This is a genomic window from Cryobacterium sp. TMT2-18-2 (assembly GCF_004402245.1).
Classification (GTDB): domain Bacteria; phylum Actinomycetota; class Actinomycetes; order Actinomycetales; family Microbacteriaceae; genus Cryobacterium; species Cryobacterium sandaracinum.
Window position 1 is genome coordinate 1 of sequence record NZ_SOFU01000015.1, and the last position, 12,422, is coordinate 12,422.

At 70.4% G+C, this 12,422-nt stretch carries 14 protein-coding genes and 1 pseudogene; 9 read left to right on the forward strand and 6 right to left on the reverse strand.

Annotated features, from left to right (window positions below; genetic code table 11):
• The 3 genes and pseudogenes from sufC to fdxA all read left to right on the forward strand — a co-directional run.
• Positions 1 to 177: pseudogene (gene sufC / locus E3O22_RS16265) on the forward strand (Fe-S cluster assembly ATPase SufC); the annotation flags it as partial.
• Complete coding sequence (locus E3O22_RS05095; protein WP_134394324.1) at positions 174 to 533, forward strand: metal-sulfur cluster assembly factor; 360 nt, start codon at positions 174 to 176, stop codon at positions 531 to 533. The pseudogene sufC and the gene E3O22_RS05095, both read left to right, overlap by 4 nt.
• Positions 534 to 578: 45 nt before the next feature.
• The gene (fdxA, locus tag E3O22_RS05100; protein WP_134394323.1) at positions 579 to 902 is read left to right on the forward strand and encodes a ferredoxin; all 324 of its coding nucleotides are present in this window, start codon (positions 579 to 581) and stop codon (positions 900 to 902) included.
• On the opposite strand, the gene E3O22_RS05105 is transcribed toward fdxA, so the two are convergent.
• From E3O22_RS05105 to E3O22_RS16270, 3 genes are all read right to left on the reverse strand, one after another.
• Positions 868 to 2,088 (reverse strand): aldehyde dehydrogenase family protein, encoded by a 1,221-nt coding sequence (locus tag E3O22_RS05105; protein ID WP_134394322.1) that lies wholly within the window; start codon positions 2,086 to 2,088, stop codon positions 868 to 870. The two genes, fdxA and E3O22_RS05105, sit on opposite strands and share 35 nt — an antisense overlap.
• Positions 2,088 to 2,630 carry an HD domain-containing protein gene (locus E3O22_RS05110; RefSeq protein WP_134394321.1) on the reverse strand — a complete coding sequence of 181 codons (543 nt, stop codon included), beginning with the start codon at positions 2,628 to 2,630 and terminating at the stop codon, positions 2,088 to 2,090. Before E3O22_RS05110 ends, E3O22_RS05105 begins: the two co-directional genes overlap by 1 nt.
• A 98-nt stretch (positions 2,631 to 2,728) precedes the next feature.
• Positions 2,729 to 3,031, reverse strand: a complete 303-nt coding sequence (locus E3O22_RS16270; protein ID WP_241976524.1) for an oxidoreductase C-terminal domain-containing protein — start codon at positions 3,029 to 3,031, stop codon at positions 2,729 to 2,731.
• A gap of 131 nt (positions 3,032 to 3,162) precedes the next feature.
• On the opposite strand from E3O22_RS16270, the gene E3O22_RS05120 reads away from it, so the two are divergent.
• From E3O22_RS05120 to E3O22_RS05130, 3 genes are all read left to right on the forward strand, one after another.
• Entirely contained in the window at positions 3,163 to 4,473 is a 1,311-nt protein-coding gene (locus E3O22_RS05120; protein ID WP_241976525.1) for an MFS transporter, read from the forward strand.
• Positions 4,474 to 4,587: 114 nt separating this feature from the next.
• On the forward strand, positions 4,588 to 5,283 hold the full coding sequence (nucS, locus tag E3O22_RS05125; RefSeq protein ID WP_134394319.1) for an endonuclease NucS: 696 nt from the start codon (positions 4,588 to 4,590) through the stop codon (positions 5,281 to 5,283).
• An 86-nt stretch (positions 5,284 to 5,369) separates the two neighbouring features.
• The gene (locus E3O22_RS05130; RefSeq protein ID WP_134394318.1) at positions 5,370 to 6,038 is read left to right on the forward strand and encodes an HAD hydrolase-like protein; all 669 of its coding nucleotides are present in this window, start codon (positions 5,370 to 5,372) and stop codon (positions 6,036 to 6,038) included.
• Positions 6,039 to 6,146: 108 nt separating this feature from the next.
• Here the strand turns inward: E3O22_RS05130 and hxlA are convergent, their stop codons facing one another.
• Both hxlA and hxlB read right to left on the reverse strand, forming a co-directional pair.
• On the reverse strand, positions 6,147 to 6,770 hold the full coding sequence (gene hxlA, locus E3O22_RS05135) for a 3-hexulose-6-phosphate synthase (RefSeq protein ID WP_134394317.1): 624 nt from the start codon (positions 6,768 to 6,770) through the stop codon (positions 6,147 to 6,149).
• A 67-nt stretch (positions 6,771 to 6,837) separates the two neighbouring features.
• Positions 6,838 to 7,455: a 6-phospho-3-hexuloisomerase gene (hxlB, locus tag E3O22_RS05140; protein ID WP_134394316.1), complete on the reverse strand. Its 618-nt coding sequence runs from the start codon at positions 7,453 to 7,455 to the stop codon at positions 6,838 to 6,840.
• 100 nt (positions 7,456 to 7,555) lie between these two features.
• Between hxlB and E3O22_RS05145 the strand changes: the two genes are divergently transcribed.
• The 3 genes from E3O22_RS05145 to E3O22_RS05155 are packed head-to-tail and all read left to right on the forward strand — an operon-like array spanning position 7,556 to position 10,464.
• Positions 7,556 to 8,392: a LuxR C-terminal-related transcriptional regulator gene (locus E3O22_RS05145; protein WP_134394315.1), complete on the forward strand. Its 837-nt coding sequence runs from the start codon at positions 7,556 to 7,558 to the stop codon at positions 8,390 to 8,392.
• Positions 8,352 to 9,122, forward strand: a complete 771-nt coding sequence (locus E3O22_RS05150) for a bifunctional 2-polyprenyl-6-hydroxyphenol methylase/3-demethylubiquinol 3-O-methyltransferase UbiG (RefSeq protein WP_134394314.1) — start codon at positions 8,352 to 8,354, stop codon at positions 9,120 to 9,122. Before E3O22_RS05145 ends, E3O22_RS05150 begins: the two co-directional genes overlap by 41 nt.
• Before the next feature lie 52 nt (positions 9,123 to 9,174).
• Entirely contained in the window at positions 9,175 to 10,464 is a 1,290-nt protein-coding gene (locus tag E3O22_RS05155) for an MFS transporter (RefSeq protein ID WP_134394313.1), read from the forward strand.
• Positions 10,465 to 10,611: 147 nt separating this feature from the next.
• Here the strand turns inward: E3O22_RS05155 and arsA are convergent, their stop codons facing one another.
• A complete protein-coding gene (arsA, locus tag E3O22_RS05160; RefSeq protein WP_134394327.1) occupies positions 10,612 to 12,420 on the reverse strand; it encodes an arsenical pump-driving ATPase in 1,809 nt (602 codons plus the stop codon).
• Between the last annotated feature and the right edge of the window lie 2 nt (positions 12,421 to 12,422).

Genomic DNA, 12,422 nt, shown 5'->3' on the forward strand with positions numbered 1-12,422 from the left:
ACCGGCCTGGGTCTGCTCCTGATCACGCACTACACCCGCATCCTGCGCTACATCAAGCCGGACTTCGTGCACGTCTTCGTCGACGGCCGCATCGCCGAACAGGGCGGCCCCGAACTCGCCGACCGCCTCGAAGACGAGGGCTACGATCGCTTCCAGAGCGCCGAGGTCGCCCGATGAGCCTCGGGACAACTGCACTGCAACCGGCGGAATCGACCCTGGGCGCGGCGCGGTTCGATGCCATCCAGGAGGCCCTCAAGGATGTGATCGACCCGGAACTCGGCATCAACATCGTCGACCTCGGCCTGATCTACGACCTGGGCTGGGACGATGAGAACGACGCCCTGATCATCCACATGACCCTGACCTCGGCCGGCTGCCCGCTGACCGAGATGCTCGAGCAGGAGATCGGCGTCAACCTGGACGGCATCGTCGACCAGTTCCGCATCAACTGGGTCTGGATGCCGCCGTGGGGCATCGACAAGATCACCGACGACGGCCGGGAGATGATGAGCGCCCTTGGATTCAACGTCTAACCAGCCCGTTGCCACCCATCGGCTTCCTCTGACCGAGGTGCGCCGATGACCTATGTGATCGCCCTGCCCTGCGTCGACGTGAAGGACCGCGCCTGCGTAGACGAGTGCCCGGTCGACTGCATCTACGAGGGGGACCGCTCCCTCTATATCCACCCCGACGAGTGCATCGACTGCGGCGCCTGCGAACCCGTTTGCCCGGTCGAGGCCATCTACTACGAGGACGACCTGCCCGAGAAGTGGGCCGACTACTACAAGGCCAATGTCGAGTTCTTCGACGACATCGGCTCGCCCGGCGGGGCCGCGAAGTCCGGCGTGTTCCAGAAGGACCACCCGCTCATCGCCGCCCTGCCCCCGCAAGTGCGGCTCTGACCCTGCCGCGCTCCTCCAGGCCGAATTCGACGCCGAGCCCTGAGCCATGCCGCCCCGCGAACGGGGCGGCATCCTCGTCTGCGGAGAAGACCGTTCCTCCGAGGCCGAAGGCCGTGTTGTTGGCGATCCCGACGGCCTCCTCGACGCTGTCGTAGCGCAAAATCGACAGCACCGACCCGAAGATCTCCTCCCGGGCGATCCGCATGCCGGGCGTCACGTCGGCGAACACGGTCGGCGTGACGTAGAAGCCCCGGTCGAACCCGCTGGGCACGTCGCCGCCGGGCGTGGCGCGGGCACCCTCCGCCAGGCCCGACCGGATAAAGCCGCGCACCGTGTCCCGCTGCGCGGCGGTTGCGCTCGGCCCGAACACGGTCGCCGGATCCATCGGGTCACCTTGGGGCGCGGCCGCGATGGTGGCAGTGACCATGTCCACCAAGTCGTCGTAGCGGCCCCGCGGGGCGAGGATACGGGTCGAGACGCAACAGGTCTGCCCCGTGTTGCGCATGCAGGTGCGGATCAGCACTTTCGCCATCTGTGCCAGGTCGGCGTCGGGCAGCACCAGGGCCGACGACTTGCCGCCAAGCCCCAGGGTTGCCGGGCGCAACAGCTCGCCGCAGGCCGCACCGTTCGAACGGCCCACCGGGGTGGCCCCGGTGAACGCCACCTTGTCGATGCCCGTGTGCCGCACGAGGGCGTCCCCGACGGCGCTGTTACCGGTGACAACGTTGACCACGACCGCCGGAATACCGGCGGCGACGACGGCATCCGCGATCTGGCGGATCGAGAGGGGGGTCGGCGACGCCGGCTGGAAGTTCCACGGCGCGATCAGGGCACAGACCCCGACCGGGTCCTGGCGCACCACGGTCTCGGCGGAGCCGTCGGGGAACGGGCGCACATCGTGCGCCTCCAGGTGTGGCGCGAGGGTGGCGAAGTAGCGGAAGATGGCGGCCGCATTCGAGGCGGCACGGCTGGTCTCGTATACCGGCGACCCGTTCTCCCAGGTGTGGGTGTGCGAGATCGCCTCGCTGCGCTTCTCGACCTCGTCGGCCAGCCGCCTCAGGTAGACCGCTCGTTCGGAGGGGGCCAGGTCGCGCCAGCCGCTACCGGTGAAGGCCCGGCGGGCCGCGCCGTCGATGAACAGGTCGTCCGTGTGGGTGTACGGAACGGTCGCGAACGCCGTCTCCATCAGAGCACCGAAACCTTGAGCAGCGCCTCGGCCCGGTCGAGTTCGACCGTCACCATCTCGAGCCCGGCGGCGGTGATCAGCTCCGGCAGGATCTCCGCGCGCAGCCGGCGGCAGTAGAACGACGGCGTCTGGACGAACCAGCTCGAGGCCAGGGCGATGCCGGCCGGGGTGAAGCGCCAGAGCCGGTCGGCGTCCCGCACCAGCGAGTCTTCGATCGAGTGCGACACCGGGCGGGTGTCGTGCCCATCGATGATGTCGGTCACCCGGGTGATGAACGCGTCGTCGTAGCCGAGGCCGGGCAGCACCTCGCGGGCGATCTCGCAGCCCGTGATCTCGTGTTCGAACCGGATCTGCGCCTGGCGCCAGTTCGTGCCGAAGCCCTCCGAGATGATCTTGATCTCGTCGACGCAGGCCCAGCCGGTGTCGTGCAGCAGGATGGCGACCCGCGCCACCAGGGAATCGGCCTCCGGGTAGGCGTCGCAGCGGCGCTCGGCGAAGGCGAACGACATCGGGATGTGGATGTCGTTGCCGCGCGTGCGCATCTCCCGTGCGACGGCCCGCCAGAGCAGGTCGAGGTCGGTCGGGGAGGTGTCGGTGACGCTGATCCGGGAGGTGTCGATCGGGTGTTCGGTCTACAGGATCATGGCGTTGTCACTTTCTCGGAGAGCGCCGGGGCACCGGTGGCGAGCTTTTTGAGGGTGAAGGAGGTGTCGGAGGCGGCATCGGCCGGAACGGGCTGGCCCTTGTGCAGGGCGTCCCACACGGCCATGAAGTCGAGCGGGTTGTTGATGCAGTCCGCGGCGATCAGCGTGCCGCCGCGGTAGTAGAGCACGGAGAACTTCTCCGAGTCGGGGTCGCCGCGCAGCACGACCCGGTCATGGCCGCCGGAGAGCCCGGCGATCTGCAGTTCCAGATCGGCCTGGTCGGACCAGAACCACGGCACCGTCTTGTGCTCGGCGGGGATGCCCAGCAGGGTGGCGGCGGCGACTGCGGCGGGGTGCGGTACACCCCGTTCTGTCGCCCCCTGACGTCCCCCGACGTGCGGCAGATTGCGTTTCGGATAACGTGGAGGGTGTGACCCACACCGCCCGCGACGTCGGAACCTCCGCCACCCCAACCGCACGCCCCGGGCTGCACGCCTGGCGGAACGCCGTGTTCGCACTCTTCTTCATTTCCGGACTCGCACTGGCTACCTGGATGTCCCGCATCCCGGCCGTGCGAGACGGCCTCGAGCTCTCGACCGCGCAGGTGGGCATCGTCATCTTCGGTCTCTCGGCCGGGTCGGTGATCGGCCTGGTGGCGGCGGTCGGGCTGCTCGCCCGCCTCGGCGCCCGGCGCGCCGTGGTTCTCGGCGTAGCGATCTCCTCGGTCGGGCTCATCACGGCCGGGGTCGGCACGAGTCTGCTGGGGTCCACCGAGCTGGTCTTCGCCGGGCTGGCCCTGGTCGGTTTCGGGATGGGCTCGGTCGACGTCATGATGAACGTCGAGGGGGCGGCGGCCGAGCGGGCGATCGGCAAGACGCTGATGCCGCTGATGCACGCCTGCTTCAGCCTCGGCACCGTGGTCGGCGCGCTGGCGGGCGCGGGGGCATCCTTCGCCTCGTTGCCGGTGTTCTGGCACCTGGCCGGGGTTTCGCTTCTCGTGCTCGCCACCGCCGTCGCCGGGGTGCGGCATATCCCGGTGCGAGCGGAGCTCGGCGACAAGCCGGCAACGGCGTCGGAGCCGGGCGCCGCGCCGGAAACGGCAGAGGCCGGGCCGCGCCCTGCGCCGCCCTGGCGGGAGCGCCTGCGCGTCAGCCTGTCCGCGTGGGGTGACACGAGGATCCTCCTGATCGGCACGATCGTGCTGGGCATGACCTTCGCCGAGGGCTCGGCCAACGACTGGCTGGCCCTGGCCGCCGTCGACGGACACGGGCTGAGCAACACGGAGGGCGCCATCATCTTCGGCGTCTTCGTGACGGCGATGACCGTCGGCCGCGTGTTCGGCGGGCCGATCCTGGACCGGTTCGGGCGGGTCCCGGTGCTGCGCGCCTGCGCCGCGCTGGGAATCCTGGGCCTGGTGTTGTTCATCCTCGCGCCGAACGAGTGGCTGCTCTACACCGGCACGGTGCTCTGGGGTCTCGGCGCGTCGCTCGGCTTCCCGGTGGGCATGTCGGCCGCCGCCGACGACACGAAGAACGCCGCCGCCCGGGTGAGCGCCGTCGCCATGATCGGCTATTTCGCGTTCCTCGTGGGCCCACCCGTGCTCGGCCTGCTCGGCGAGGCCTGGGGCATCCTGAACGCCCTGTTCTTGATCCTGGCACTGATGGTTCTGGCGGGCCTGGCCGCCCCCGCCGCGCGCGAGCGCACCGACGCCCCCGCCGCGCGCACCTCCCCCGCCGCCTAACGAAGTCGACAGAGGTTTTGGCGCTGGAGGCCGGTTTTGGGTGGCCTGATTGGAGCCGAAACGGCAAATTTCCGTCGAATTGGTTCGGGCCAGCGGCGCGGTTAGGCTCGAACCGTGCGCCTTGTGATTGCGAAATGTTCCGTCGACTACGCGGGGAGACTCAGCGCGCATCTGCCGCTGGCCACCCGCCTGCTCATGATCAAGTCGGACGGCAGCGTGCTCGTGCACTCCGACGGCGGCTCCTACAAGCCGCTCAACTGGATGAGCCCGCCGTGCAGCCTGGCGCTGTCCGAGCCCGATGACGACCAGACGGATGCCGGCGTCACGGCCGTGTGGACGGTCACCCACGCCAAGACCGCCGACCAGCTCATCGTCAGCATCTACGAGGTGCTGCACGACTCCGCCCACGAGCTCGGCATCGACCCCGGACTGATCAAGGACGGCGTCGAGGCCCATTTGCAGAAGCTGCTGGCCGAGCACATCCACCTGCTCGGCGACGGCCATATCCTGGTGCGCCGCGAGTACATGACGGCGATCGGCCCGGTCGACATCCTGGCGCGCGACTCCACGGGCGGATCCGTCGCCGTGGAGCTGAAACGGCGCGGCGACATCGACGGGGTGGAACAGCTCACGCGCTACCTCGAACTCATGAATCGCGACCCGCATCTCGCACCGGTAATCGGGGTTTTCGCTGCACAGATCATCAAGCCGCAGGCGCGCACGCTGGCCGAGGACCGCGGCATCCGTTGCCTCGTTCTCGACTACGACGCCATGCGCGGACTCGACGACACACAATCGAAACTCTTTTAGGGCCTGGCGGCCCGAGTGAAAGCGTATCGTCCTCATGATCTTTGAATTCATGCGATAGATCGACTCCCGACCCCTAGTATTAGCCTGTGATTTCGACATCGACCCGCACGTGGAGTGCCATACTCTTTGACCTTGACGGAACAATCACCGATTCCGCCCCGGCCATCACCAATGCCCTCGCCCGCACCTTCGCCGTCCTGGGCCACCCGGTTCCCGCCGACGCGGAACTTCTGGCCTACGTGGGGCCGCCTCTGCTGGCCGCTTTCCGCGAGTACGCCGGCATGACACCGGAGGAGGCCGCCGAGGCTGTCGCCGTCTACCGCGCCGACGACCAAGGCAAGCATTTGCTGGACACCGCCATCTTCCCGGGCGTCGCCGGGCTCCTCGAGCGCATCCACGCGGCGAGGATCCCGATGGCCGTGGCCACCAGCAAAACCCAGCACAATGCGATCGCGGTGCTCGAGCACTTCGACCTGGCAAAGTACTTCACCGCCATCGTGGGCTCCACCGACAACGAGACGCGCAGTTCCAAGGCCGACGTCGTGGCGGAGGCCCTCGAGCGCCTCGCCGCCGCCGGTGCCGACCTCAGCCAGCCCGTCATGGTCGGCGACCGCCGCTACGACGCGGAAGGTGCGGCCGCCCACGGCGTTCCGGCCATTCTCGTGGAGTGGGGCTACGGCTCCCCGTCCGAGGCCGCCGAGGCGACCGCGACCGTCTACTCCGCTGACACGCTCGGCAAGATGCTCCTCGGCTGACACCCCTCTCCCTGCCCTCGCGAAAAAGCACCCTCGTCTCGAAACGAGGGTGCTTTTTCCGTATCCACGCGGACTCCCGCGGGGACTCCCGCGCGGACTCCGGGGCGGCTAGATGATGGCGCCGCGCAGGGCGGCCGCCGCGGCGGCCGGGTCCTCGGCGCCGTAGATGGCGCCGCCGGCGACGGCGACCCGGGCCCCGGCACGCTGCACGGAGGCAATGGTGGCGACGCTCACGCCGCCGGCCAGGGAGAACGGAACCCGGGCGGTCTCACCCTGGTTGAGTAAAGTCGAGAGCGAGAAGCCGGGCTCCGCCTGCTCGTCCAGGCCGGCGTGCATCTCGACGAAGACGGCACCGAGCTTTGTCACTTCGCGGGCCCGCGTCACCTTGTCGGCGACGCCGATCAGGTCGACGACGACGCCTTTGCCGTGCTTCGTGGCCGCGGCGACGGCCCCGACGATGGTACTGTCCCCGGCCGTGCCGAGAACAGTCACCAGGTCGGCGCCGGCGGTGAACGCCAGGTCGGCCTCGAGCTCACCGGCATCCATTGTTTTGAGGTCGGCGAAGACCGTCTTGTCGGGGTGAGCGGCCTTGATGGCGGTCACGGCACGCAGGCCCTCCGCCTTGATCAGCGGGGTGCCGAGCTCGATGATGTCCACGTAGGGTGCAACCTTCGCGGCCAGCTCGAGGGCCGCATCCGTGGTGAGTACGTCCATGGCGACTTGCAGTTTCATGATGGTCTTCTTCCCGGTTCTGGTGAGGTTCTGGTGAGGCCTGATAGGTCTGAAGGAGTGAAAAGCGTTATTCGAGGTTGGCGTGGCGCGGCCACAGCTCATCGGCCGTGGCCCCGGATGCCTTCCACAGGCTGTGGAAGATCGCATCGCCGAGCACGACGACGGTCTGTTCGAAGAGCGCGCCCGAGTACTGCAGCGACCGGAGTTCGTCATGGTCCTGCTTCTGGGCGGCCGGCACGACCACTGTCACCGCGGCCAACGCGGCGAGCGGGGAGGCCGGTGCGGTGGTGATCGCGATCAGCCGGGCACCGGACGCCGCGGCGGTTTCGGCCGCGCGCACGACGGTGGCCGTCGCGCCGGACCCGCTCGCTACCAGCAGCACGTCGCCGGCCACGATCGCCGGGGTGGTGACCTCGCCGACCACGTGCACGTCGAGCCCGAGGTGCATCAGCCGCATCGCGGTCATGCGCAGAGCCAGTCCGGACCGGCCCGCGCCGAGCACAAACACGCGCCGGGCTCCCCGCAGGACGGCCGCGGCCTGGTCGAGGGTCGGGAGGCCGGCCGTGTCGTCAGTGCTGTTCGTGGTCGCCGTCGTCAGGAGCTGGCGCACGATCCCGGCGTTCTCGGCCGCGATGGCGGCGAGCGATTCGGTCACTGTCACGGGGGTGTCGGTGCGAGAAGGCATCCCCTTATGATCCACTCTTTTGGGCGGGCAGGAGGCCCACCGAACGGGCGGCGCACCTACCCGAACGGATGGCTGAACGCACCCCCGGTAGGCTGCTGAGGTGAATAGTCAGCGCCCAGCCCCCTCGATCGAGCCGTTCGACTCCCGTTCGGCCGCCGCCGAGCGCGCCCGGGTCGTCGCCGACCTGACCGACACGCAGGCGACCACGCTCGAGTCCTTGCTCGCCGTGCTCCGCTCCCGGGACACGAGCGACGCCTCGGCCCGGCAAACCGCGATCGACCTGGCCGCGACGGCGATGGTTGCGCTGCGCGCCGTCTCCGACCTCGACCGGTCCCTCACCGAGGAGCCCGTTGCTCAGGCCTTCGAACGCCTGCGCGACGACCTGCGCCCGCTCGTGCGCTTCGGCGACCTCGACGTGCAGTTCATCGAGCCGCCCGTGAACGGCCGGGCCCTGCCCGGCGAGGTGGCCCACGCCGCCCGGGCCATCGTGCGCGGCGCGGTCCTGGCTCTGGTCGAGCAGGCCGGGGTGGCCCGCGTGCGCGTGCACTGGGACTGCGACGGCAGCAACCTCTTGATCCACATCCGCGACGACGGCTCCGGCGACCTCACCCCGGACAGCCCGAGCGTCAGCCGGTTGACGAGCCGGGTGGCCGCACTGAACGGCACGCTGCGGCTGGAGGCGACGACCGGCTGGGGATCCGAAATGACCGTCAGCCTCCCCCTCGACGTGCCACTCGCACCGCTCACGGCCGCCGCCGCGTGGGGTCTCAGCCCGCGCGAGAAGGGCGTGCTCGAGCTGGTCGCCTCCGGCGCCCGCAACCGGGCGATCGCCGAGACGCTCTCGATCAGCGAGAACACGGTCAAGTTCCACGTCGCCAACCTGCTGCGCAAGGTGGGTGCCTCCACTCGGGCCGAGCTGGCAGCGCTCTCCCGCTGAGCCGCCGCTTCCGTGCAAAACTGGCCATCGCGCAGCATCCGTTCACACCGACGGATGCCCGCCGAGAGGACACACCATTGACGCCACCGAATGGGACACCCGCTACCGCCTCGCCCGTGAGGCCCAGGCCGGCCGGGCCGGACGCCTGTGGTCCGCGGTGCCGGCGCAGATCGTGCAGGACACCGTGAGCCCGTTCCCGCCGGGGCGTGCGCTGGACCTGGCCACCGGCGACGGTCGCAACGCGATCTGGCTGGCCGGCCACGGCTGGATGGTCACGGCGGTCGACTTCTCCGCCGAGGCCGTCGGCCAGGCCGAAGCGCACGCCGCCGAGGCAGGCGTGTCGGTGCACTGGCAGGTTGGCGACGCCACGACCTGGGATCCGGCAGGCGCAAGCTTCGACCTGGTCACCGTGATGTACCTGCACCTGCCCGAGCCCGCCTTGCGCGCCGTGCTGGCCCGCGCCGCCGGGTGGCTCTCCCCCGGCGGGCACCTGGTCGCGCTCGGGCACGACCAGGCCAACCTCGAGACCGGGGCTCCCGGACCCGGCGATCCGGCCATCCTCTACTCGCCCGAGCTGCTGCGTTCCTGCATCGACCCCGCAAGCCCGGGTGCCTCCCGGGTCGTGCGCTGCGAGACCATCCGCCGCGACCTCGCCACCGACCCGGAGGCCCCCGGCGACGGCGGCGCCGCCACGTTCGCCCTCGACACCCTGCTCGTCGTCGAAGCCTAATTACCCCCTGGGGTATACTGAAACCCCAGCGCACACGCCACGAGGGAGCCCGATGTCCACCAATCCGGATGCGCCCGCGCCCGTGACCCCGGACGCCCGCCCCATGCCCACGCCCGCCGACCACACGCCGCTGCAGCGCACGGTCGTGCGGGTGCTCATCGCAGGCCAGATCCTCGGTGGCATCGGCATGGGCGCCACGCTCTCCCTCGGCGCTCTGCTGGCCGCGCAGCTCTCCGGCTCCAGCGCCTGGTCGGGCATGGCCGCCACCATGAGCACCCTCGGCGCCGCCCTCGTGGCCGTACCGCTGGCCCGCCTGGCCCAGCGCCGCGGTCGCCGCCGCTCCCTCGCGACCGGCTCGCTCATCGCCGGCTCCGGCGCTGTTCTCGCCATCACCTCGGTCGCGGTCGACATCTTCCCGCTGCTCCTGCTGGCACTGATGCTCCTCGGCGCCGGATCGGCCACGAACCTGCAGGCCCGCTTCGCCGCCACCGACCTCGCGAGCACACAATTCCGGGCGCGCGACCTGTCCATCGTGGTCTGGTCGACGACCATCGGCGCCGTGCTCGGCCCGAACCTGTTCGGCCCCGGCGAGGTCGTGGGGAAGGCCCTCGGCCTGCCCCCGCTGACCGGTGCCTTCGCCTTCTCCCTGATCGCCACGGTCGGCGCGGCCGTCGTCTATACGGTCGGACTCCGCCCCGACCCGCTGCTCACCGCCCTTGCCGCACGCGAGGTCGACCCCGCCGGCGGCACGCGCCGCGGCGGCCTGGCCATCGTGCGCGTCAACCCGCAGGCCCGCTTCGCGGTGATCGTGATCGCCTGCAGCCACGCCACCATGGTCGCCCTGATGTCGATGGCCCCGGTGCACCTGCGCGACCACGGCGCCACCCTGACGCTGGTGGGGCTGACCATCAGCCTCCACGTCGCCGGCATGTACGCGCTCTCGCCCGTCTTCGGCTGGATGGCCGACCGGCTGGGACGGATGCCCGTCATTCTCATCGGTCAGGGCCTGTTGCTGGCCTCGCTGGCGATCTTCTGGCTGGCCGGGGAGTCACAAACGGCCATGACCGTGGGGCTGATCCTGCTCGGACTGGGCTGGTCGGCATCCGTCGTCGCCGGCTCGGCGCTGATCGCCGAGGCGGTGGACGTGCACGACCGCGCCGCCCTGCAGGGTTTCTCCGACCTGTCGATGAACGGGGCCGGTGCCCTCGGCGGAGCCCTGGCCGGCCTGATCCTGAGCGCGATCGGCTACTCCGGGCTCGGACTGGTCACCATGGTGCTCGCGGGCGCCATCGTGCTTTGGTCTGCCGTGCGCGGCACCACGACCCGGCCGGTCGGGCGCTGACCGGGTGAGTCCTGACGATTGGTTGATTCACTCTCGGCAGGTCCGAGTCGACCGCACCGCGTGGACGCTTTCCGCACAGCTGGCCTCAGACTCGGCCGACGCAGGCGCTGGGCCACTGGCCGACCACCGCGCTGGCCGACCGGCCAGCTAGCGAACGGATGCCGGCGCGGGCTGCCTCCCCGCGGCGAGCGCGAGCAGCGCCGGAATGCCCACCGGCTCCTCCGCCAGCAGCGGCACCACCGCGAGCCGCGGGGCGCGTTTCTCGTGCACGTGCTCGAGCTCGGGGAGCTCGTTCCGGGCCCGCGCGAGCAGCAGTGGGTTGGTCGGCGCCGCCGCGGCGATCGAGTTGTTCACGATCCACGCCCACGGGGTGATGCCGGCCCGCTCCAGGTCGGCCTGTAGCTCCGCGGCCTCGAGCACGGGCGTGGTTTCGGCGAGGGTGACCAGGATCACCTTCGTCTGCTCCGGGTCCTGCAGCCGCATCATCGGCGTCGTCAGACGGATGCCGTCGCCCAGCTGCCGGGTGACCTCGCGGTGGTACGACCCGGTCGCATCCAGCAGCAGCAGGGTGTGGCCCGTGGGCGCGGTATCCATCACGACGAAGGTACCCTTCGCCTCCCGACTCACGCGGGAGAAGGCCTGGAACACGGCGATCTCCTCCGTGCACGGCGAACGCAGGTCCTCGCGGAGCATGGCTTGGCCCTGCGCGTCGAGGTGCGCGCCCTTCGTGCGCATGACCCGCTCGGTGTAGTTGGCGATTTCGACGGCCGGGTCGATCCGGGACACGGTCAGGTTCGCCAGCCCGCCGGCCAGGGTGTCGTCGAGGTGCGCGGCCGGGTCGGTCGTGGTGAGGTGCACGGGCAGCCCGCGTTCGGCGAGGCTGACGGCGATCGCCGCCGCGAGCGTGGTCTTGCCCACACCGCCCTTGCCCATCAGCATCACGAGGCCGTGGCCGCCGGCCTCGATCTCGTCGACGAGGGCCGAGAGCGGGGCCCCCGGAGCGACCGTGGCGATTCCGGTGCCCGGCATCGGGACGACTTCAGGCTCGAGCAGGCTGCGGAGCGCGGCCAAGCCGACCATGTTGGTGCTCTTCAGGCCCACGTAGTCGGTGGGCGCGGTGCGCAGCCCCGCGGGCATCGCGGCGAGCGCCTGCTGTTCGCGCGCCCGGATGGCGTCGAAGAGCGGGTCGGCCTCGGCGGGCGTGCCCGCATCGGCATCAGAATTCGTTGCCGGGCCGGCAGGCAGGATGCCGTTGACCACCAGGTGCTGACGCTTCATGCCGATGGCGGCGAGTTCTGCCTGGGTGCGGGCGGCCTCCCGCAGGGCGCCGCCCTGGGCGCGCGCCACGAGCACCAGCCGGGTGCGGGCAGGGTCGGCGAGGGCGGCCACGGCGTCGGCATAGACGGCGCGCTGCTTCTCGAGGCCGGAGAGCGGCCCGAGGCAGGACGCGTCGCCCGTGCCCTCGGTGAGGAAGTCGGTCCACGACCCGGGCAGCTGCAGCAGTCGGATGGTGTGCCCGGTGGGGGCCGTGTCGAAGAGGATGTGGTCGTACGCGGCCGTCCACGCGGCATCCGTCAGCAGGTCGGTGAACTCGTTGAACGAGGCGATCTCGGTGGTGCAGGCACCCGAGAGCTGCTCCTCGATCGAGGCCACCTCGGCGGGCGGCAGCAGGCCGCGCACCGGGCCGACGATGCGTTCGCGGTACTGCTCGGCCGCCTGCTCGGGGTCGATCTCAAGGGCCGACAGGCCGGGCACCGCCGCGATCGGCGTGACCGTGTTGCCGATGGTCACCCCGAAGACCTGGCCCACATTGGAGGCCGGATCGGTGCTGACCAGCAGCACGGATGCCCCAGACTCGGCCAGACGCACCGCGCTCGCGCACGCGATGGAGGTCTTGCCGACCCCGCCCTTGCCGGTGAAGAAGAGGAAACGTGGGGCGTCGTCGAGGAAGCGCAGGG